General features: G+C 67.2%; 22 protein-coding genes. 10 read left to right on the top strand and 12 right to left on the bottom strand.

The features are described 5' to 3' along the window. Window positions 1-97 precede the first annotated feature (97 nt). The 8 genes from AC3ANU_RS20635 to AC3ANU_RS20600 form a co-directional block, all read right to left on the bottom strand. On the bottom strand, window positions 98-931 hold the full coding sequence (locus tag AC3ANU_RS20635) for an aldo/keto reductase (protein ID WP_018769628.1): 834 nt from the start codon (window positions 929-931) through the stop codon (window positions 98-100). A gap of 35 nt (window positions 932-966) precedes the next feature. Next, the gene (locus tag AC3ANU_RS20630) at window positions 967-2,523 is read right to left on the bottom strand and encodes a long-chain-fatty-acid--CoA ligase (RefSeq protein ID WP_488316001.1); all 1,557 of its coding nucleotides are present in this window, start codon (window positions 2,521-2,523) and stop codon (window positions 967-969) included. A gap of 23 nt (window positions 2,524-2,546) precedes the next feature. Continuing rightward, window positions 2,547-3,743 (bottom strand): acetyl-CoA C-acetyltransferase, encoded by a 1,197-nt coding sequence (locus tag AC3ANU_RS20625; protein WP_018769630.1) that lies wholly within the window; start codon window positions 3,741-3,743, stop codon window positions 2,547-2,549. Between the two features lie 31 nt (window positions 3,744-3,774). Further along, entirely contained in the window at window positions 3,775-5,031 is a 1,257-nt protein-coding gene (locus tag AC3ANU_RS20620; RefSeq protein WP_488315181.1) for an acyl-CoA dehydrogenase family protein, read from the bottom strand. 118 nt (window positions 5,032-5,149) lie between these two features. Continuing rightward, window positions 5,150-5,860 (bottom strand): TetR/AcrR family transcriptional regulator, encoded by a 711-nt coding sequence (locus AC3ANU_RS20615; protein WP_488315180.1) that lies wholly within the window; start codon window positions 5,858-5,860, stop codon window positions 5,150-5,152. A gap of 80 nt (window positions 5,861-5,940) precedes the next feature. After that, window positions 5,941-6,963, bottom strand: coding sequence for an SDR family oxidoreductase (locus AC3ANU_RS20610; RefSeq protein ID WP_488315179.1), 1,023 nt, complete (start codon window positions 6,961-6,963; stop codon window positions 5,941-5,943). Then, entirely contained in the window at window positions 6,957-7,928 is a 972-nt protein-coding gene (locus AC3ANU_RS20605; protein WP_056391073.1) for an aldo/keto reductase, read from the bottom strand. The genes AC3ANU_RS20610 and AC3ANU_RS20605 overlap by 7 nt, the downstream gene beginning before the upstream one ends. A 49-nt stretch (window positions 7,929-7,977) precedes the next feature. Continuing rightward, window positions 7,978-8,811: an aldo/keto reductase gene (locus AC3ANU_RS20600; protein WP_488315178.1), complete on the bottom strand. Its 834-nt coding sequence runs from the start codon at window positions 8,809-8,811 to the stop codon at window positions 7,978-7,980. A gap of 211 nt (window positions 8,812-9,022) precedes the next feature. Between AC3ANU_RS20600 and AC3ANU_RS20595 the strand changes: the two genes are divergently transcribed. Together AC3ANU_RS20595 and AC3ANU_RS20590 are read left to right on the top strand one after the other, a co-directional pair. Next, on the top strand, window positions 9,023-9,922 hold the full coding sequence (locus tag AC3ANU_RS20595) for a helix-turn-helix transcriptional regulator (protein WP_488315177.1): 900 nt from the start codon (window positions 9,023-9,025) through the stop codon (window positions 9,920-9,922). 140 nt (window positions 9,923-10,062) lie between these two features. Beyond that, window positions 10,063-10,269 carry a hypothetical protein gene (locus AC3ANU_RS20590; protein WP_018769637.1) on the top strand — a complete coding sequence of 69 codons (207 nt, stop codon included), beginning with the start codon at window positions 10,063-10,065 and terminating at the stop codon, window positions 10,267-10,269. 82 nt (window positions 10,270-10,351) lie between these two features. Here the strand turns inward: AC3ANU_RS20590 and AC3ANU_RS20585 are convergent, their stop codons facing one another. Both AC3ANU_RS20585 and AC3ANU_RS20580 read right to left on the bottom strand, forming a co-directional pair. After that, the gene (locus tag AC3ANU_RS20585) at window positions 10,352-10,564 is read right to left on the bottom strand and encodes a dodecin (RefSeq protein WP_018769638.1); all 213 of its coding nucleotides are present in this window, start codon (window positions 10,562-10,564) and stop codon (window positions 10,352-10,354) included. Between the two features lie 97 nt (window positions 10,565-10,661). After that, complete coding sequence (locus tag AC3ANU_RS20580; protein ID WP_018769639.1) at window positions 10,662-11,366, bottom strand: FadR/GntR family transcriptional regulator; 705 nt, start codon at window positions 11,364-11,366, stop codon at window positions 10,662-10,664. A 174-nt stretch (window positions 11,367-11,540) separates the two neighbouring features. Between AC3ANU_RS20580 and AC3ANU_RS20575 the strand changes: the two genes are divergently transcribed. From AC3ANU_RS20575 to AC3ANU_RS20545, 7 genes are all read left to right on the top strand, one after another. Continuing rightward, window positions 11,541-13,019: a four-carbon acid sugar kinase family protein gene (locus tag AC3ANU_RS20575; protein ID WP_018769640.1), complete on the top strand. Its 1,479-nt coding sequence runs from the start codon at window positions 11,541-11,543 to the stop codon at window positions 13,017-13,019. Window positions 13,020-13,070: 51 nt separating this feature from the next. Then, window positions 13,071-13,970 (top strand): NAD(P)-dependent oxidoreductase, encoded by a 900-nt coding sequence (locus AC3ANU_RS20570; protein WP_018769641.1) that lies wholly within the window; start codon window positions 13,071-13,073, stop codon window positions 13,968-13,970. Between the two features lie 163 nt (window positions 13,971-14,133). Beyond that, entirely contained in the window at window positions 14,134-15,600 is a 1,467-nt protein-coding gene (locus AC3ANU_RS20565) for a GntP family transporter (RefSeq protein ID WP_134166059.1), read from the top strand. Beyond that, the gene (locus tag AC3ANU_RS20560) at window positions 15,600-16,463 is read left to right on the top strand and encodes a class II fructose-bisphosphate aldolase (RefSeq protein ID WP_134166060.1); all 864 of its coding nucleotides are present in this window, start codon (window positions 15,600-15,602) and stop codon (window positions 16,461-16,463) included. The genes AC3ANU_RS20565 and AC3ANU_RS20560 overlap by 1 nt, the downstream gene beginning before the upstream one ends. A gap of 59 nt (window positions 16,464-16,522) precedes the next feature. Continuing rightward, on the top strand, window positions 16,523-16,927 hold the full coding sequence (locus AC3ANU_RS20555) for a DUF1304 domain-containing protein (RefSeq protein WP_018769644.1): 405 nt from the start codon (window positions 16,523-16,525) through the stop codon (window positions 16,925-16,927). 89 nt (window positions 16,928-17,016) lie between these two features. Beyond that, complete coding sequence (locus tag AC3ANU_RS20550; protein WP_018769645.1) at window positions 17,017-18,357, top strand: acyltransferase family protein; 1,341 nt, start codon at window positions 17,017-17,019, stop codon at window positions 18,355-18,357. Between the two features lie 15 nt (window positions 18,358-18,372). Beyond that, window positions 18,373-18,702 carry a GNAT family N-acetyltransferase gene (locus AC3ANU_RS20545; protein ID WP_488315176.1) on the top strand — a complete coding sequence of 110 codons (330 nt, stop codon included), beginning with the start codon at window positions 18,373-18,375 and terminating at the stop codon, window positions 18,700-18,702. 6 nt (window positions 18,703-18,708) lie between these two features. Here the strand turns inward: AC3ANU_RS20545 and AC3ANU_RS20540 are convergent, their stop codons facing one another. Further along, complete coding sequence (locus AC3ANU_RS20540; protein ID WP_018769647.1) at window positions 18,709-19,032, bottom strand: hypothetical protein; 324 nt, start codon at window positions 19,030-19,032, stop codon at window positions 18,709-18,711. 166 nt (window positions 19,033-19,198) lie between these two features. Here AC3ANU_RS20540 and AC3ANU_RS20535 point away from each other — a divergent pair, with 166 nt between their 5' ends. Then, window positions 19,199-19,972 (top strand): SDR family NAD(P)-dependent oxidoreductase, encoded by a 774-nt coding sequence (locus tag AC3ANU_RS20535; protein WP_018769648.1) that lies wholly within the window; start codon window positions 19,199-19,201, stop codon window positions 19,970-19,972. Here the strand turns inward: AC3ANU_RS20535 and AC3ANU_RS20530 are convergent. Beyond that, window positions 19,940-21,055 (bottom strand): FUSC family protein, encoded by a 1,116-nt coding sequence (locus AC3ANU_RS20530; protein ID WP_488315175.1) that lies wholly within the window; start codon window positions 21,053-21,055, stop codon window positions 19,940-19,942. The two genes, AC3ANU_RS20535 and AC3ANU_RS20530, sit on opposite strands and share 33 nt — an antisense overlap. Window positions 21,056-21,181: the final 126 nt, after the last annotated feature.

Genomic DNA, 21,181 nt, shown 5'->3' with positions numbered 1-21,181 from the left:
GTTCCGGAGGCACTTCATCCTTCTGCCCCAATAGTAATCATGCTTACTATCTATTTGCCAACCCCGTTTTTGGAAAAAGGTGCAGTTCAGGCGTGTTTTAGTGCCCGGTTTTGTCCGAGTCGTTGCCCGCACCGGGGCCCTCGTCGAGGATCGATAATTCCGCTAGATCCTGCGGGTCCAGGGCGAAATCGAACACGTCCAAATTCTCTGCCATCCGCTCCGGGGAAGCGGTCTTGGGAATCGTTACCAATCCGTTTTGTATGTGCCACCGAAGGACCAGTTGGCCGGGTGTTTTTCCATGCTTTTCGGCCAACTGGGTAAGGATGGGAGCACCCAATAAGCCGGCGCCTGATCCGCCAAGCGGGCTGTAGGATTCCGTGACAATCCCGTGGCGTGCGTGGAATTCACGTTCTGCGGTTCGGGTGATTGCGGGGCTGAGCTGGATCTGGTTCACCGCCGGAACCACATCAGTCTCCGCCATCAGCCGTTCCAGGTGCGCGGGCTTGAAGTTGGACACCCCGATGGACCGGACTTTCCCCTGTGCCTGCAGCCGTTCGAACGTCTGCCACGTGGAGACATACTGGTCCCGTCCCGGCAGCGGCCAGTGGATCAGCAGCAGGTCCACATAATCCAGCCCCAGGCGCTTCAGGGATCCATCCAGGCCCGCCACAGCGCGGTCGTGGCCCTGGAATTCCCCGTCCAGCTTGGTGGTAATGAAGAGTTCGCTCCGGTCCACCCCGCTGGCGCGGATGCCGTTGCCCACACCGCGTTCGTTGCCGTACTTCACGGCGGTATCGATGTGCCGGTAGCCGGCTTCCACGGCGTGTACGACGGCGGCAGCCACCTGTTCGTCGTCCAGCGGCCAGGTGCCAAGCCCCAGTTGCGGAATCCTGTTGCCATCATTGAGGTCGATGAGGGGTGCAAGTGTCATGCCATCAGTCTGCCCTCCCACGGCCGTTCCTGTCCCTAGGCGGGGTCCTCAGCCAGCTTCCGCTTCAAAATCTTCCCGCTGGGCCCCAGCGGGAGTTCGGAAAGAATCCTGATCACCCGAGGGTACTTGTACGCCGCGAGCTGGTTGCTGGCGAAATCCATCAGCTCCGTGTCGCTGACGGTTGCCCCGGCATCCAGCACGATCGCCGCTGCGATTTCCTGCCCGTGGACGTCATCGGGGATGCCGTAGACGGCAGCACTCACCACAGCCGGGTGGGTCAGCAGGATTTCCTCCACTTCCCTGGGATAGACGTTGTATCCGTTGCGGATGATCATGTCCTTCTTGCGGTCCACGATGGTGAGGTAGCCGTCGTCGTCCTTCGTCCCCAGGTCACCGGTGCGGAACCAGCCGTCCACCACCGCCTCCGCTGTTGCCTCCGGCCGGTTCAGGTACCCCTTCATCAGCAGGTGCCCGCGGATGACGAGTTCACCGAGTTCCCCGTTGGGCAGCAGCTCAATGCTCTCCACCGTCTCCGGGCGGGCGATTTCGATGTCGACGCCCCAGATCGGGATCCCGATCGTTCCGGGCCGCGGCGCCGTGCCCACATGGTTGAAGGCCGCCACCGGGGAGGTCTCCGTCAGGCCGTAGCCTTCATGGACTTCCACCCCGAAGACGTCGCGGAACTTGTCCATGACGGCCAGTGGAAGCGATGCTCCGCCGGAGATGCCGTAGCGGAGCGCCGTGGGCCGGTCCGGCACGGTCTTGGCGGCTTCCAGGAGCGCCACATACATCGTGGGTACGCCCAGGAAGATGTTGACGTTGTGCCGTTCCAGCAGCTTCAGGGCGTCCTCGCCGCTGAAGCGCGGCATAAGCACGATGGTGGCCCCGGCGCGCAGTCCGGTGTTGAGGACCACGGTCTGTCCGAAGGTGTGGAAGAGCGGCAGTCCGCCGAAGAGGACGTCGCCAGGCCGGAAGTCCATCACGCTGGTCAGCAGGACACTGGTCTGTTCCACCAGGGCGAAGTGCGTGCCCAGCGCGCCCTTCGGTTTACCGGTGGTGCCCGAGGTGTACAGGATGGTGGCTGTATCCGACGGGCGGCACGGCTCATACGTCCGGATCGGCTCGGTGCGGGCGGCCTCCGCTTCCAGGCGGGGGAACCCGCCGTCGTCGGGAGCCATCACGGTCAGCACGTCAATGCCGTTGGCCGCCGCGCCGGCGGCCCCCTCCGCCAGCAGGGGAGCGGCGCAGACCAGCAGCTTGGAACCGCTGTCCTGGAGGACGTACTCGATTTCGCGTGCCTTCAGCAGGGCATGCACCGGGACAACGATGGCGCCGAGCGACAGGATGGCGTAGTACACCCGGGCGAAGTCCGGGACGTTGGGGATCAGGACGGCGACGGCGTCTCCCGGGCTGATGCCGCGGGCCCGCAGGGCTCCGGCGTAGGCCCGGGTCTGGCTCCAGAGGTCGGCGTAGCTGACCTGGTCCTCCCCAACGACGAGGGCAATGCTGTCCGGAGTCCTTTTGGCTGATTCAGCCAGGACGGCTGCGACGGAGATGGTGGCGAAGCCGTCGGCGGAGTGGGTATTGGTCATGGCCTGCTTCTTCGGTGGGAGGGTCATGCTTTGAGTATGAGGGCGTCGCCCTGTCCGCCGCCGCCGCAGAGGGCCACGACGCCGGTGCCACCGCCGCGGCGCTTCAGCGCCAGCGCCTGGTGCAGCACCAGGCGTGCGCCCGAGGCGCCAACGGGGTGGCCCAGGGCGATGGCACCGCCTTCGGCGTTCACGGCTTCGGGGTCGATGCCCAGGTCGTTGGCGGACTGGATGAGGACCGAGGCGAACGCCTCGTTGATTTCCACCAGGTCCAGTTCCTGGACCGTGAGCCCCTCGTCCTTGAGGGCGCGTTCGATGGCCCGGGCAGGCTGGGAGTGCAGGGATCCGTCCGGTCCCGCCGTCTGGCCGTGTGCTCCGATCTCGGCGATCCACTCCAGCCCTGCGGCAATGGCGGCCGCCTTGCTGGCGATGACCAGGGCTGCGGCGCCGTCGGAGAGGGGAGACGATGAGCCGGCGGTGATGGTGGCCGTCTCCTCCTTGGAGAACGCGGGCCGGAGCTGCGCCAGTGATTCTGCCGTGGTTTCCGGACGGATGCCCTCATCGTGTTCAAGCGTCACGGCAGGGCCCTTCCGCTGGGGCACCTGGATGGGGGCGATTTCCTCGGCCAGCACCCCGGCGGCCCGGGCCGCTTCGGCGCGCTGGTGGGAGCGGGCCGCCACGGCGTCCTGCCCGGCACGGGTGATCCCGCGCTCGGCGTTGCCGGCGTCGGTGGCCTCGCCCATCAGCTTGCCGCTCACGGGGTCCTGCAGCCCGTCGTGGTTCAGGGAGTCGAGCATGGGAGCGTCGCCGATGACGACGCCGGCGCGAAGCCCGGGGACCAGGTGCGGTGCGTTGGTCATTGACTCCTGGCCGGCGGCGACAATGAAGTCCGCTTCCCCCGTGCGGATCATGCGGGCGGCGTCGATCACGGCCGTGAGGCCGGACAGGCAGAGCTTGTTGATGGTGATCGTGGGAACGTCCCAGCCGATTCCGGCGGCCAGGCTGGCCTGCCGGGCGGGGCCTTGCCCGGCACCGGCCTGGATGACCTGCCCCACGATGACGGCGCCGATCTGCTCCGGGGCAACGCCTGTCCGTTCCAGGGCCGCCCGGATGGCGTGGGCGCCGAGTTGGCTGGAGGAGAAGGGCGTGAGCCCGCCGCGGAACCGCCCGAACGGGGTTCGGGCGCCGCCCAGGATGACGGGGATGTTGGCGTTCTGGTTCAAGAACAGTCCTTTCGGGGATGCGGGGCGGAGATCAGGCGAAGGCGGACATGCCGGTGATGCCCCGGCCGATGATCAGGGCCTGCACGGTCTCGGTGCCTTCGTAGGTGTGGATGGCTTCGATGTCGGCCAGGTGCCGGGCCACGCGGTTTCCCAGCAGGATGCCGTTGCCGCCCAGCAGGTCGCGCGCATTGGACGCTATGCCCCGGGCGGACCGGGTGCAGGTGTACTTGGCCAGCGACGCCTGCTCCGGGGTGAGTAATCCGGCGTCGTCCAGCCGGGTCATCTGCACCACCATCAGTTGCATGGTGGCCAGTTCGCTGAGCATCCGGGCCAGCCGTTCCTGCACGATCTGGGAGGCGGCCAGCGGCCGCCCGAACTGCTTGCGCTGCCTGGCGTACTGCACGGCAGTCTCGTAGCAGGCGGTGGCGTGCCCGACGGCGGACCAGGCCACGCCCAGGCGGGTGGCCAGGAGGACGCGGGCTGTGTCCTTGAAGGTCCGGGCGCCCGGCAGGACGTTCCCTTCCGGGACAAAGACGTTTTCCAGCCTGATATGGGCCTGCCAAATGGCGCGCAGGGCCAGCTTGCCCTCGATTTTGGTGGCGGTGTAGCCGGGGGAGTCCTGCGGGACCAGGTAGCCATGGACCTGGCCGTCGTCGCCGCGGGCCCACACAACGGTGACGCCACCTACGGAGCCGTTGCCGATCCACTTCTTTTCGCCGTTGAGCAGGAAACCACCGTCGGTACGGGTCGCCGTGCTTTCCAGGGCCACCGAGTCGGAGCCGTGGGTGGGCTCCGTCAGGGCAAAAGCGGCGTACTCGCTGCCCCTGGCGATCGGCGGGAGCCAGCGCTCCCGCTGCCCGGCAGATCCGCATTCCGCCACGGACCGCAGGGCCAGGCCGCCCTGGACGGCGATCATCGTGGCCACGGAGCCGTCACCGCGGCTGATCTCCATGTTTACCAGCCCGGCGGCCATGCTGCTCATCGGCGCGAAACCGTCAACCGGCACGCCGTCCCGCAGCAGGTCCAGTTCGCCAAGGCGCCGGAGGAGGTGCAGGGGGTACTCGCCCCGCTCCCAGTAGCCGTCGATGACGGGGAGGACCTCATCCTGGACGAAGCGGCGGGCCCGGTCCCAGTACGCGCGGTCCTCATCGCCGATGCGGGTGAAAACGGATGCGGGGTCAGTCCCGAGGGCCTCGGTCAGAAAGTAGTCCGGCTCCACGGTGCCTGCAGGAAAGCCTGCGGGGCTTTCGGTGCGGCCGGACACGTCGGTGGGCGACGTCGTCGTCATTAATCTGCATCCTTTGAATCAGTGGCGGGAAGCATGTGGCTTGCACCACACCGACTAAGAATGCCCTGAAACTCAGTTCCACGTCAAGAAACTGGGTGCCACGGAGGGATGCAGCGGACTAGGGAAGGGCGTCGAGGACGGCCTGGGCGATCGCCTCCCTGCCGGCCTGGCCCGGGAGAACGGTGACGACGACGGTCGGCGCGGGTTGGGCGGTGGCGGCGGCACCAAGGAGTGCAGGCCGGAACGTTTCTGAGAGGGCACGAAGTTCGGCCGCGAGGGCTGCAGCCCTTTCCCGGTCCCCATCGTCGGTTTCCCCGGCGCCGGGCGAGGCGCGCAACCACTGCCGCAGGAAGGCGTTGTGCACGGCCACCACGGCTGCGGCGAAGGCCACGGCCTTGTATCCGCTCCGCTGGTCGTCCGGAAGCCTGTCGTTCAAGTATTTCAGGAATGCCCGCTCGTACCGGTGCGACGTGACCAGCTCGCGGTCCCTGAGGGCCGGAACCGCCTGCAGCAGTTCATACCGGGCCCGGGACGTATCGCGGTTCCGCATATGGTGTTCGAAGACCAGCAGTGCCGCGTCCGCGACGGCGGCCAGGGGCTCGAGCCTGGATTCCGCGAGCCGGTCATTCACCTGGCGCAGGATCCGTTCGTGGTCGGCGAAGACCACGTCCTCCTTTGACCCGAAGCGTCGGAAGAACGTGCTCCGGCTCATGCCCGAGGCCTCGGCAAGCTCCTCAACGGACGTTGCATCGAAACCCTGCGAGGCCAGGAGCGCGATGGCGGCGGCGACAGGCTTATCGACGGGCTGTTCGGAAGGGGGCAACGTCATGCGCCGAAATTAGCACAGCCGGCAGGCATCGCTGGCCCGCCGCTGGATGCGGCGGCCCCAGCGATACCGGCGACGCAGGCTCAGGCGCCCTGGCGGGACCAGCCGGTGAGCTTGTCCGAAAGCTGCATATAGGCTTCGTCCACCTGCTGCAGCTCCGGGTGGCTGTCGTACCAGTCCACAATTTCCCGGGCCCCGTCCGCGAACGGGATGGTAGCGGTGTAGTCCGGGACCAGGGACTTGATCTTGGCGTTGTCAAAGACCACCGAATGGGACCGGTCGCCCAGGAGGTTGGAACCGAGTTCCTGGTCATGGGCGGCGATGGTCTCGGACGCCACGTGCACCAGTTCCGGCTCGCGGACCCCAGCTGCCCGGGCGAACAGCCGGTAGATCTGGTTCCAGGGCAGGTACTCGTCAGAGGTGATGGTGTAGCTCTCGCCCACCGCCTGCGGCCTTCCGAGCAGCCCGACGAACGCCTTGGCGAAGTCCTTGCTGTGCGTCAGCGTCCACAGCGAGGTGCCGTCGCCGTGGACCATGACGGGGAGGCCGCTGCGCATCCGGTGGATGTCCGTCCAGCCGCCCACCATGGCGATCTTGGTGCGGTCGTAGGTATGCGACGGCCGGATGACCGTCAGGGGGAAGTCCTGCTCCCGGTAGGCCCGGAAAAGCAGTTCCTCGCACGCGATCTTGTCCCGGGAGTACTGCCAGAAGGGGTTCTTCAACGGCGTCGACTCCAGGATGGGCAGCCTGGTGGGCGGCTTCTGGTACGCGGAGGCGGAACTGATGAAGACGAACTGGCCGGTCCGCTCCCGGAACAGGCCCATGCTTGTTTGCGCCTGGTCCGGGGTGTAGGAGATGAAGTCCGCGACGGCGTCGAACTCCCTGCCTCCCAGGACCTCCCGGACCGACGCCGCATCCCGGACGTCCGCGTGCAGCACTTCGGTCCCGTCCGGGACCGGCCGGGTGGACCGGCCCCGGTTCAGGATGGTCAGCCGGTGGCCGAGCGCGACGGCCCGTTCCGCCGCCGCGGTGCTGATGACGCCGGTGCCCCCGATGAAGAGAATGCTCCGCGGCGCCACCGTATCGGCAACAGGCGGGGTTACCACGCGTAGTCTTCCGGCGCCGTGCGGTGTCCCGGGAAGATGTCGTCCAGCCGCTTGAGCGCGTCGTCATCGAGGGAGACGTCCAGGGCGCGGATGGCGGCGTCCAGCTGTTCCTGTGTGCGCGGGCCGACGATCGGGGCGGTCACGGCAGGCTGGTGCAGGAGCCACGCCAGGGCAACGTCCCCGGGCTCATGGCCCAGTTCATCGGCGAAGTCCTCGTACTGGCGGATCTGGTCCTGGTGCTTCTTCAGGGTTTCGGCCGCCCGTCCTTCGGTGCGCCGCACGCCCTGGCGTTCCTTCTTCAGCACGCCGCCCAGCAGGCCGCCCTGCAGGGGCGACCAGGGGATCAGGCCAAGGCCGTACTGCTGTGCCGCCGGGATGACTTCAAGTTCCACCTGGCGCATGAACAGGTTGTAGATGGACTGCTCGCTGACCAGGCCGGTGTAGTTCCGCCGGCGGGCTGCTTCCTGGGCCTGGGCGATGTGCCAGCCGGCAAAATTGCTGCTGCCCGAGTAGAGGATCTTCCCCTGCTGGACGGCAACTTCGATGGCCTGCCAGATCTCGTCCCATGGCGTATCACGGTCAATGTGGTGGAACTGGTACACGTCGATGTAGTCGGTCTGCAGCCGCTTGAGGCTCGCATCCAGGGCCCTGCGGATGTTCAGTGCCGAGAGCTTGGATTCATTGGGCCGGTCCGTCATGGTGCCGTACAGCTTGGTGGCCAGCACCGTGTGTTCGCGGCGCTCGCCACCCTTGGCGAACCAGCGCCCAATAATTTCCTCGGTCCAGCCGCGGTGGTCTGCACCGCCGTACACATTGGCGGTGTCGAAGAAGTTGATGCCGGACCCGTGCGCGGAGTCCATGATGCTGTGGGCGTCCGCTTCCTCTGTCTGAGGCCCGAAGTTCATGGTGCCCAGGCAGAGGCGGGAAACTTTCAGGCCGGAGCGGCCAAGGTGCGTGTACTGCATGGAAAATCCTTTCGGTGGCGGAGCGTTCCGGCGGCTGGGTTGCCGGACGCTACATCTGGGTGAAGGCGGCGACGGCGGGATCGGACCCGATGCGGGCACCGGACTCCAGTGCCGTGATGGCGGCCAGTTCGTCCTGGGAAAGCTGCAGGGACGAGGCTGCGAAGTTTTCCCGGATCCTGTCCGGGTTCGCCGACTTGGGAATGACGATGTTTCCGCCGGCAAGGTGCCAGGCGAGCACAACCTGGGCTGCCGTGGCGTTGTGGGCATTGGCGATTGCCGTGACGGCGTGTACGTTCAGGTCCCCGCCCTGCCCCAGCGGACTGTAGGCCTCCACCGCGATGCCCAGGCCCCGGCACTTGGCTGCGAGGTCCGCTTGCTGGTAGCTGGGGTGCAGTTCGATCTGGTTGACGGCCGGAACGGTTTCAGCCGACTCCAGCAGTGTGTCGAGGTGGTCGGAGAGGAAGTTGGAGACGCCGATGGCGCGGATTTCCTTGTTCTCGTACAACCGCTCCATCTCCTTCCAGGCCTGGACGAAGAGCCCCTGTGAGGGGACCGGCCAGTGGATGAGGTAGAGGTCGATGAAGTCCAGGCCCAGTGCCTTGCGGCTGTTCTGGAACGCTTCCTGCGCCCGGCCCTGCTCGCCGTTGCGGAGTTTGGTGGTGACGAAGATGTCCTCACGTGCTATCCCGGTGGCGGCAAGTGCCGCCCCCACCCCTGCCTCGTTGCGGTAGGCCGCGGCGGTGTCAATGTGGCGGTAGCCCGCTTCCAGCGCGTCCTCCACGGTCCGCTGGGTGTCCTCCGGAGGGACCTGGAAGACGCCGAAGCCAAGCTGCGGGATGGTGACGCCATTATTCAGGGTCAGGTTCGGGGTCAGCTCTGACATGGTGTGCTCCTTGGAAAGTCTGGTGCTGGGATTTAGGGCCGGATGGTGCGGGGTACGACGCCGTCCAGAAAGCGGTTTCCACCGGCTCACTCCCGAGCCTATGCACTTTTCGCCATCAAGTCAGCAGGCAAAGCTGTTCCTGTTTTTCCTAGGACTGCCAGTCCTACCTTCGTTGTAGAGGAGGGCAGTCATCGCAGGCAGAATGGTCTGCATGGGTCAAAGCGCGGAGTTCGGAAAGTTCCTCAAAGCCATGCGGTCCCGGTTGAGCCCGGACGTTGCCGGGACGGGTCCCAGCACCGGGGCCCGAAGGGTTCCGGGGCTGCGGCGGGAGGAGGTGGCGCGGCTTGCCGGCGTCAGCACCGACTATTACGTGCGGCTGGAGCAGGGGCGGAACATCCACCCCTCGCGGACGGTCCTGGATGCAGTGGGCAGGGCGCTGCGCCTGGACAGCAGCGAACAGGCGCACATGCTGGACCTGCTGGAGAACTGCGCCGGCGCTCCCCGCGAACCCGGCGCGAACACTGCACAGGGTGTCCGCCCGGCGCTGCGCCAGCTCCTCGACGCCGTGGGGGAGGTGCCCGCGATGGTGCTGGGCCGGCGCAGCGATGTCCTTGCAGGCAACCGGATGGCCTTCCTGTTGTTCACGTACTTCCCTGCACTGCCGCCCGCGGAGCGGAACCTGACCCGCTGGACCATCCTGGACCCCGCAGCCCGGGAACTGTTCAGGGACTGGAAGACGGTCGCGGCGGAGGCCACGGGATCCCTTCGGCTGGACGTGGGACGGCACCCCAACGACCCCCAGGCCAGCCACCTGGTGGGCGAGCTCGCGGTCCACAGTGAACACTTCCGCCAGTGGTGGGCCGGGCACCGGGTGGCCACCCGCTCGGCCGGCACCGTCCGGCTGCACCATCCCGCGGTAGGGGACCTGGAGCTGAACTTCGAAAACCTTGTCCTGCCGGAGGATCCTGACCAGACGCTGCGGGTGTACTCCGCGCGGCCGGGATCGCCGTCGTCGGACGCCCTTGCCCTGCTGGGCAGCCTTGGCGCGGGGACGGACGTCCGCCCGGACCGCGACCCCGCGGCGGTGGGCGAAAGCGGAGAAGCGGGCTGAAAGCCGCCGTGCTCCTGTACATTCGTCCAGCGAAGGGCGGTGATTCTGGCCAGCCGCCCATTGGCCGTTGACCAGGCGTTTCCTAGGGTGGGAGTACACGTTTTCCCTGCCCAGTCTTCACACCCAGGATGGTCTCAACGATGAAACGCATCGCCCTGCTGAAGGAGCGCCAGGCGTCCGCCGGCGCCGCTTCCACCGCCACCGGTTCGCACTGCCCGGTTTCGGGTCTTTGGAGCCCGGACCTCGATCCGCACACGGTCCTGTCCTTCTTTGAGGGCCACGTTTTCCCCGCGTTCGACGGCGTCCCAACAGTCTGGCGGCGGCGCAGCCAGGGCACAGCGAACTAGGGCGCCTTAAAGCAGAACTGACCCGCAGTCACCGTCGTTAAAACCAGGTTTTGCGACGATGGCTGCGGGTCAGTTGCTTAAGTCAGTGCTCTTCCAGGCGGAAGCCAATCTTGATGGTGACCTGCCAGTCTGCGATCTTCCCGTCCTCCAGGTGGCCGCGGACCTCCTTGACCTCAAACCAGTCAAGGTTCCGCAGGGTCTGGGATGCCTTGGCAATACCGTTGCGGACGGCGTCATCCACGCCCTGGGTGGAGGTGCCGACAATTTCAGAAATGCTGTACGTGTGGTTGGACAACTTCGCTCCTCGTGATCATCGTTGCTCCCGGTTGCGGGCCGTCCCTGAAGCCTAGTGGGACTGCAGGAGCGTTGAACAGACCCTGTCCGCGCGCCGGCTACTTGGCTTCCAGCACCAGCTGTTTCAGGTCGTCGAGGGTTTGCTGCATGTGGGCGTCCATGGCCTGGCGTGACCGGGCTGCATCGCGGGACTCCAGGGCCTCGGCAATGTTCTGGTGATGGCCGATGGCGTGCTCCTGGATTGCCGGAACGGCAGAGGTCTCAGTCCGGCGCTTTTCCAGCACGCGGTGCAGCGGCTCGAACAGGACCGATACGAAGACGTTCCCGGATGCGTGCAGGATGACGTCATGGAAGGCCAGGTCTGCCTCCACGAAGGCCGCGACGTCGTTGATGCTGTGGGCGGCCTTCATTGCCGCGATGTAGTTGAAGAGGGCCTTGATGTCCTCCTCGGCGATCCGTCCGGCCGCAAGCTCGCAGGCTCCCGTTTCGAGCATCCGGCGGAGTTCGATGAGCTGGATGGAGGCGTCTGCATCATTTTTGCCCTCGGACGCGGCCCGGAGCACGGCTTCCAGCGAAGCCCAGCGGCTCAACGGGTTGACGAATGTTCCCCGGCCCCGCTCCACGCTCAGGATGCGTTGGGCCTGCAGCGTCTTCATGGCTTCGCGGACGGTCATTCGGCTGACCTCGTGGCGGGCACTCAGTTCGTGCTCGCCGGGAACGGTGGAACCGGGTGGAAACTCGCCTTCGATGATGCGGTCCAGCAGTTCGTCCGCCACCACGCCTACCAGTGACTTCCGTGCCATGTTGCCCCCCGATCCCTGTGCCCGGCCGACGCCTGGCGGATATGTCAGACAAGTGTACTTGCGCGTCCGTATGCCGTGTGCCACACTAACATTCAAATGCAAGATGTCAGACATCTTACAGTTACCCTTACATCAGGATCCGTCCGCCCGGATCGCTACACAACGGAGTGCACTGTGACGCTTGAAGCAGACGTTCTGGCCGCCTACCCGGCTGACATGGAGATCCCCGCCGGGCTGGTTGCCGGCGCGCTGGCCGCTTCCAACGCGGAGGTTCCCCGTGTCCTGGTAGTGCTCGACGACGACCCCACCGGCACGCAGTCCGTGGCGGACCTGCCCGTTCTCACCCGCTGGGACGTGGAGGACTTCACCTGGGCCTTCGGCCAGGACAAGCCCGCCGTCTACGTCCTCACGAACACCCGCAGCCTCGACCCGGCAGAGGCCGCGGCCCGCAACGGCGAAGTGGTCCGGAACGCCCTGGCAGCAGCAGGTTCCGGCCTGCGCCTAGGCTTCGTCAGCCGCAGCGACTCCACCCTCCGGGGCCACTACCCGCTGGAACCGGACGTCATCGCAGCCACTGTTGCCGCAGTGAGCGGGGAAAAGACCGACGGCGTTGTCCTGGTTCCCGCATTCCCCGACGCCGGCCGGCTCACCATCGGCGGCGTCCACTACATGCGCGGCACCGGTGACGCCAAGGGCACCCTGGTCCCCGTCTCCGAGACCGAGTTCGCCAGGGACGCCTCCTTCGGCTTCAGCACATCCGTCATGGCCGACTACGTGGCGGAAAAGTCGCAGGGCAGGTTCCCCGCAGACTCCGTGATCGTCCTGGACCTGAACATCATCCGTGCAGGCGCCGCCGCGCAGGACCCGGCCATCTCCGCCAAGGCCATTGCCGATGCCATCGAGCCGGCCACCGACTCCACGCCCATCGTGGCCGACATCGTCACCGAGAACGACTTCCGGGCACTGGCCCTGGGCCTTGAAGAAGCGGAACGCCGCGGCAAGAACCTCCTCTACCGCGTCGGCCCCCCATTCGTCCGCGGCCGCATCGGCCAGGAAATCCGCACCGCGCTCACGGCCGAAGAGGCCTATGCCGGCAACACCCCGTCAGAGGCGGGCGGCCTGATCGTGGTGGGCTCGCATGTTGGCCTCACCACCCGGCAGCTGAACGTCCTCACGGCCCAGCACAGCTCCGCGCGCATCATCGAGATCGACGTCGAAAAGCTCCTCGGCGCCGAACCGGACGCCAAGGCGCACCTGGACCAGACGGTGGACGCCGTCGTCGACGCCCTCCGCGCCGGTGACGTCATCGTCCACACCAGCCGCCTGCTCATCAAGACGGACGACCCCGCCGAGAGCCTGCGGATCGCCCGGACCGTCTCCGCCGCCGTCGTGGACGTGGTCAACCGGACCCTGAAGACCTTCCCGCCGCGGTTCGTCATCGCCAAGGGCGGCATCACCTCCTCCGACGTCGCGGCCCACGGCCTGGAAATCCGCCACGCCATTGTCCGCGGCCCCATGCTGCCCGGCATCGTCAGCCTCTGGGAACCGGTGGACGGACCTGCCAAGGGCATCCCGTACATCGTGTTCGCCGGCAACGTTGGCGACGACGACTCCCTGGCCCAGGTCACCCGCAAACTCAGCAACACCTTCTGATCCCCACCCGGCACGAACCCTGATTCCCGCAAGAATTCAATGGAGAACACCATGACCAGCAATTACACCGTCACCGTCCTGGGCCTTGGCGCCATGGGCCTGCCCATGGCCACCCGCCTGGCATCCCAGCTGACCGTCCACGGCTTCGACATCGCCGAGCCCCGCCTCAAGTTGGCGGAAGAAGCCGGCATCGCCACCTTCACCACGGCACGCGAAGCCGCCAAGGGCGCCAACGCAGTCCTCCTGGCCGTCCGCAACGGCGAACAGCTCAACGACGTCCTCTTCGGCGAGAACGGCGTGGCCTCCGTTCTCGAGCCGGGCGCCGTCGTGATCCTCGGCAGCACCGTGGGCACGGACGCCATTCCCGCCACCGTGGCCAAGCTGGCCGAATACGGCGTGGACCTGGTGGACGCCCCGCTGTCCGGCGGACCCAAACGCGCCGGCGAAGGTGACCTGCTGATCGTCGTGGGCGCTTCCCCCGAAGCCCGCGAGAAGGCCGCCCCGGCCCTGGACCTGCTGGCCTCCACGCTCACGGTGGTGGGCGACAACCCTGGCGACGGCCAGGCCCTGAAGACCGTCAACCAGCTCCTGTGCGGCGTGCACATCGCCGCTGCGGCCGAGGCCCTGGCCCTGGCCGACGCGCTGGGACTGGACCAGGCCAAGACCCTCGCCGCCCTGGAAGCCGGTGCCGCAGGTTCCTTCATGCTCTCCAACCGCGGCCCCCGCATCCTTGAGGCCTACGACGAGGACGGCGCCGAGGTCCTGTCCCGCCTGGACATCTTCGTCAAGGACATGGGCATCGTGGGCAAGGCCACCCGTGCCGCCGGCCTGGCAGCCCCCGTTGCCGCCGCCGCCGAGCAGCTCTACCTCCTGGGCCAGGCCCAGGGACTCGCCGCCGCCGATGACTCCGCCGTCATCAAGGTCGTTGCGCCCACCAAGCGCACCAAGTAGGCCTACCCGGCAGTAGGCCCTCAAACGGTGCGACGACGGCGGTCCCCCCTCCGCCGTCGTCGTACCTTCCAGCGCTGCCGGCTTTGTTCCGCAGCGTTCCATCCCCGCCGTAAGACCTGATGCCCGTCTGCCCCGGACGGCACGTCAAAGGAGACATTTTCCCGTGAACCACCTCATGACCCCGCTGATACAGCGGGCGGCCGACGCCCCGGCCATCAAGCCCGCCGTTGAGCTGGGCACCCCGGTACTGCTCACCATCGCGGCGGTGGGCATTGCCATCCTGCTGGTGATGATCATCCGCTTCAAGATCCAGGCCTTCGTGGCCCTGCTTACCGTCAGCATCCTGGTTGCCGTGGCTGCCACCATCCCGCTGCAGGACATCTTCACGGTGGTGTCCGGCGGCGTGGGCAGCACCATGGGCAAGGTGGCCATCCTGATTGCGCTTGGCGCCGTGCTGGGCCGGATGATCGAGGTGTCCGGCGGCGTCCAGTCCCTTGCGGACCACTTCACCCGCAAGCTGGGCGCCAGGCGGGTGGCCGTAGCGCTCACCGCCGTCGGCTTCCTGGTGGCCATCCCCGTCTTCTTCGAAGTCGGCATCATCGTGCTGGTGCCCATCGTGTACGCGTTCGCGAAGATCGCCAAGGTCCACCCGGTCAAGTTCGGCCTGCCCATGGCCGGCATCATGCTCGCTATCCATGTGGCAGTCCCGCCGCACCCCGGGATTGTGGCCGGTGCGGGCGTGCTCGGTGCCGACATCGGACTCATCGCCCTGATCTCCCTGCTGATCTGCATCCCGCTGGGGTTCCTGTCCTACTGGGTTGCCGCCATCATGAACCGCAAGGATTACGAACTGCTGCCCGCCGTCAAGGCCCAGGTGGAGGAGTTCGGCTCCGACTCGCTGGTCAAGGTGGGCCACGACGGCCCCGGTGCCGCCGCCATCGCACCTCCCCGGCCGGCCCTGATCATCTTCCTGATTGCCGCGCCCATCGTGCAGATCCTCCTGGGTACCGCCGGCACCCTCATCCTCCCCAAGTCCCACCCCCTGTATGGCCTGGCGGCCTTCGTTGGCAACCCCTTCCTGGCGCTGCTGGTGGCAGTAGCGCTGTCCTTCTTCCTGCTGGCCGTCCGCCGCGGCTGGTCCTTCAAGGAAACCGGCGAAATCTTCGAAGGCTCCCTGCCTCCCATCGCCTCCATCCTGATGGTGGTGGCCGCCGGCGGCGTGTTCGGCAACGTGCTGCAGGTTTCAGGTATCGGTTCGGCGCTCTCCAAGACCCTGGACACCCTGGGCGTACCCCTGCTGCTCCTTGGCTTCATCATTTCGCTGGCGCTGCGTGCGGCCCAGGGTTCAGCCACGGTGGCCATCGTGACCACCACCGGCCTGCTGTCCGCAGCGGTCAGCGGCGGCGGCTACAGCCCGGCGCAGATCGCCGTGATCGTGATCGCCATCGGCTTCGGCGCCCTGGGCCTGTCCCACGTGACGGACGCCGGCTTCTGGGTTGTGGTCCGCTACTACGGGCTCACCGTTTCCGACGGCCTGAAGACCTGGACCGTGCTGACCACCATCCTGGGCCTGGCCGGCTTCGCGCTGACCTTTGTGGCCTGGATCCTGGTGGGAGGACTGGGCGCCTGATGCAGACCCGACTGGACCACCTGGTCACCTCCGCCCTGCAGCAGGGTTCCGCGGTACCCGCTTTCACCTGCTACGACTTCACCACCGCGCTGGCCGTGGTGGGCGCCGCAGAGGAATCCGGCCGGGGCGTAATCCTGCTGGTGGCACCCAAAACCGCCGCCACCGCAAACGGACTCCGGCTCATCGCGGCGCTGCGCGGCCTGGCCGACGCTGCCGCGGTGCCTGTCGCGGTGCAGCTCGACCACGCCTCCGACCTCAAGGTCATGGCCGACGCCGTCGCGGCAGGGGCGGATTCCGTCCTCGCCGACGGTTCATCACTTCCGTATGAGGAGAACATCTCACTTGTCCGGGCGGCCCGGGCCCTGCTGGGCGCCGACGTGGTGCTGGAAGCGGAACTGGGCGGCCTTGCAGGCGACGAGGACCGTGCCTTCTCGGCCGAGCAGCCGGCCGGCCAGTCCGGCGTGGACGTGGCAGGACTGACGGACTCGGCGCAGGTGGAGGACTTCGTAGCCCGCACCGGTGCGGAACTGCTGGCAGTGGCCGTTGGAAATGTCCACGGCAAGTACAAGGGTGAGCCGCGGCTGCGCTGGGACGTGCTGCAGGACATCGCGGCGCGGGTCCACATTCCGCTGGTCCTGCACGGCGCCTCCGGCATCCCCTCCGGGGAGCTCGTCAAGGCTGCGGCCATGAACGTGGGCAAGGTCAACTTCAACACCGAGCTCCGGACCGGGGTGCTGGCCACCCTCCAGGACCAGCTTCCCGCCCACCGCGCGGACGGGGAGAACCTGCAGGGCCTGCTGGCCACCTGGAACCGGTCGGCCAAGGGCTTTGCCGCCACCACGCTGGCCACGCTGGCACGCTGACGTCGCAGCAGGCGCCGCCGCTGGATTGGCGGACCCCACAGGGAGGCTAGGATCAAGCAATGGTCCTGGCCTCCCTTCTTTTTGCCTTCCTTGCCGGCACGCTGCACGTCTTCATCTTCACCATGGAGTCGCTTACCTGGACACGTCCTGCCACCTGGAAGCGCTTCGGCCTGGCCTCCCAGTCCGATGCCGAGACCACCAGGCCCATGGCCTACAACCAGGGCTTCTACAACCTGTTCCTGGCCATCGGGGCATTCATCGGCATAGGACTCGTGGCGCTTGGCGGCCCGGGATCGGCGCAGGACGTGGCAGGGTGGACGCTCATCTTCAGCTGCTGCGGCTCCATGCTGCTGGCGGCCGCCGTCCTGGCCTTGACCGGGCGAAAGTACCTCCGCGCCGCCCTGACGCAGGGCACCACACCGTTGGTCGCCGTCGTGCTGGGACTCCTGGCAACGCTGCAGTAAGGATCCACAACCGGCTTAAGTCCTTAAATCCGCGCGGCCGCCGGGGGCACAATGGTGGCATGGGCAGCGTCAAGTCCTTATAGGCCCCCATGGGAAGCGCCGGGACGCGGGGGACAGTAACCGGAACGGACACGGCAGACCGTGATCCGGCCATCGACCTTGTCCGCCTGGTCTGCCTGGTCCTGGTGGTGGTGGGGCACTCCATGATGGTCAGCCCGGTCCTGCACCCTGATGGGACCGTGACCACCGAGAACACCCTGGCCGAGCAGGACTGGTTCGAGCCCGTCATCTGGATCTTCATGGTGATGCCTCTGTTCTTCGTCACCGGCGGCATCACGGGCCTGCAATCCTGGCGCCGGCTCAAGGCAGGCGGCGGGACGGCGGCCCAGTTCATCCGTGCGCGCCTCCTGCGGCTGGTCCGCCCGGCCACGGCGCTGCTGGCAACCATGGTGGCGGGCCTGTCCGCGGCAGCCGCGCTGGGCGTGGACCGGCAGGTGGTCCAACTCGTGGCCACCGGGGCGGGCATGCCGTTGTGGTTCCTGGCAGCCTACCTCGCGGCGCAGTTGAACATTCCAGTCCTGGCGGCGCTCCACCACCGCGCGCCCTGGCTGACCCTTGCGCTGCTGGCCGGCCTGGTGGTTGCCGTGGACTGCTTCAGGGGGGCGTTGCCGGACCTTGCCAATGTCAACCTGGTGTTCGTGTGGTGCGCCGTACAGCAGCTGGGTTTCCTGGCCGCCGATGGCTACCTGGCCCCGCTCTCCCGCTCCGGACTTGTGGGCGTCGCGGTGGCGGCACATCTGCTGCTGGGGCTGGTGACGGGGCTGGGCCTGTACCGCGGCAACATGCTGGTCAACCTCAACCCGCCCAACCTGACCCTGGTGATCCTGGGCGTTTCCCAGCTGGCGGTGATGGAACTGGCGCGGCCCGTCCTGGCACCCCTCGCCGGGATCCGCTGGATCGCCCGGCTCCTGCAGCTGGCGGGTGCCAGGTCGCTGACGGTCTACCTGTGGCACCTGCCCCTGTTGGGCGCCATGTCCGGGTTGCTGCTCCTGACGCCGGTCCCCAAACCGTCGTCCGGTACCGCTGGATGGTGGTGGTCGCGCCCGCTGGTGGTCCTTGCGCTGGTCCTCCTGCTCCTGCCGGCGACCGCAGCCTTTGGCCGCCTGGAGGAACGGACGACGGCGCCCCAGGCCTTCCGCTGCAGGCCCGCCGCCGCCGGGGCCGCCGTCGTGGTGGTCTTTATTCCCGTGGCGGACGCCGCCCTCAACGGCCTCTCACTGGGCCTGCTGGCAGCGGGTACCGTCTGTTTCGCCGTGGCGATCCTCCTGCTGGGCGGTTTGCCGCTGCGGCGGCGGAGAGCCGTCCCCGGGGGCCGGAAGCGGGGTCCGGGGAAGAGGGGCCCAAGGGGCATTGCCAGCGGCGTGAAGTAGTGCCAGTGTCGAACCATGACCGAGAACACCGCGTCCACGGAGGACACCTTCACCGCCAATGTCTCGCTGCAGCGCAATGACGCCGAGCACCGGTATGAGCTTCTGGTGGATGGAAGGCTGGCTGTCAAGGCCTTCTTCCGCGACCTTCCCGGGCACATCGACTTCACCCACACCGAGACCGGCGAGGAGTTCGAAGGCCAGGGCCTTGGCAAGGTCCTGGCGCATTTTGCCCTGGACGACGTGGTGGCCACCGGTAAGCGCATCATTCCGCACTGCCCGTTCATCTCCAGCTACCTCCGCAAGCACGAAGCCTACGGCCAATTCGTCGACTGGCCGGAACGCTGAGCGGAACTAGCTGGCCAGGGCCTGGTCGGTGACGGGCATGGCGGCGCCGGGATCGTCGATGGTGAAGCCGCAGGCGCACCGGTAGGTGACTACGCTCTCCGGGACGGACCCGGGCCGCAGGGCAACGATGGAGTTCCCGTCGACGTAAACGGGCTCCCGGACCGGCATCTCCGCATGGTCTACGCGCTGCATCGGCATGCGGCAGTGCATGCGGGAATTCAGGGTCATGAGCAGCCCGGCGTCCACGGGTACGGTGGTGGCCAAGAGCTGCCCAGCTGCCTCGCTGCGTTCCCCAAACGCCGTCAGCTGGTTTTCCGGTGCGGTGGTCATTATGTTCTTCCTTGGGCTTCTTTCACGGAACCGCCGGCGTTGGCAGCCCCGCCGCGAACTGCTTGCGGAGGTTCATCTACGCCATAAGCAAAGCATGCTTACTAAATAATGCACAAGTCAGGGCCGCCCATACAGTGGTTGTCCATCCCGTGGTTAGGCTTGCAGCATGACGCCTACCACCTCCCGAACCACAGCACTCGTCACCGGGGCCAGCGCCGGGCTCGGCCACGAATTCGCCAGGCAGCTTGCCGCCCAGGGGCATGACCTGGTCCTGGTGGCGCGCAACGCGTCCCGGCTGGCGGAAACAGCAGAGGACCTCCGTCGCCGGTACGGAATCACGGCTGAGGTGCTTCCCGCAGACCTGACGGACGATGACGACGTTGCCGCCGTCGTCGAACGCCTGGAAGACACCAGCCGCCCGGTGGGAATCCTGGTGAACAACGCAGGGATCGGCCTGCTGCACAACTTCGAGGACAACCACGCGGCAGAGGAGAAGAAGCACCTGAAGCTGCACACGGAAACGGCCATGGTGCTGACACATGCGGCGCTCAAAGGCATGCTGGAGCGCGGGCAGGGCAGGATCATCAACGTGGCCAGCGTGGCGGCGTTCCTGCCGCGCGGCACGTATTCGGCGGCCAAGGCCTGGCTGGTGAGCTTCAGCCGGTGGGCCAACCTGGCTTACCGCAGCCGGGGCATCAAGGTCACGGCGGTCTGCCCCGGCTTCACCCACACCGAGTTCCACGACCGGATGGGGATGGACAAGTCCGTGGCCCCGTCCTGGACGTGGCTGCGGGCGGATCGGGTGGTCCGTGAAGGGCTGGCGGATAACGAGCGCGGCAAGGCCGTGTCCATCCCGTCCAAGCGCTACAAGGTGGTGGCAGCGGTGGCCAAGGTTGCTCCGGCGCGGCTAATGGCGGGGCCGGCGCGGAAACCGAAGTAGCGCCGGGAACGCGGCAGGCGTGCGGGCGCCGGGGCGGCGGACAGCCACCACCACCAGGATCCCCAGCAGTGCGCCCACCAGCGTTTCCACCGCTCGCTCAAGGATCAGGACCTGCGGTTCGGCAGGGAAGGCCAGCTGGGTCATCAGCAGAATGACCGGCGTGAACCAGGCCATCGCCAAGCCATAGTGCCGGGTCATGAACAGCTCGGTGGCGAACTGGAAGAGGATGACCAGCAGGGCCAGCACCGTGGCGTGGTGCGCCGGCTCCTCAAAGGCGGGGTAGAGCGCAGCGAGCGCCCAGGGGCCCGGAAGAATGACGACGGCGGTAACCGCCAGGCCAAGGAACGTCCCCACGATGCGGTGGACACCGCGCCGGACGCTGCTGGGCAGGTCTGCGCCGGCGAGCGGTACGGCGGCTGCGGCCATGGCCCAGTGCGGGTGGCCGCTGCCGCTGATGACCCCCACGGTCCCGGCAGCACCGACGGCCAGGACGTACCTGGCAGCGTGGACGGCCAGTTCGCGCCGTCCCGCCGACGAGCGGGCCGGCACGCTCCTGGTGGCGCCGGGTTTCCAGGCCCTCCGGCGCATCCAGCCGCTGAAGCCGATCAGTATGGAGAAGAGCGCGGACCCGCCCGCGATGAGTATGGCGGCGTACCAGGGGACTGTGGTGGGAACGGAGGCGCAGGCACCCAGGGCAAGGATGCCGAAGAAGGGCCCGTTCGGTTTCAGGTGTACCCGGTCCGAGTACACCGAGCCCACTCCAGCCAGCGTGGCTTCCACCGCCACCAGCCACCAAGAGTGGATGTGGTTGATGGACAGCGTCACCCCCACGGCTACCCCGGTGAGCAGCACCAGGGCGGCCTGGCCCTGATGCCGGAGCCGCAGCTGGTGGGGTTCTGACCGGCCGTACATGCCGGTCAATGCGCCGAACACGGCGTAGATCATGAGGTCAGTCCGGCCCGCGGCCAGCAGGAGCAGCGACGGGACCGCCACGCTGAGGGCCACGCGCAGGGCGGCAAGATGGTCGTTGTTGGCAGGTTCAAGCCGGTGCAGCGCGCGGACCTGTTCCATGACGCGCTTCATTTTCCCGACCTGTCCTGTCCTGTTGTCCTGCAGCGGCCCGGGGGCCTTTGGGAACGTATCACCGGCACCGGACGGAGTCATATTGCCGGCAGTCACACTTGGACATCCGGCAGGAACGCCAAGGCC

The sequence above is a fragment of the Arthrobacter sp. SDR-2R genome, assembly GCF_057747955.1.
The sequence above is the reverse complement of the archived record's forward strand: the minus strand, read 5'-3'. Positions and strand labels throughout refer to the sequence as shown.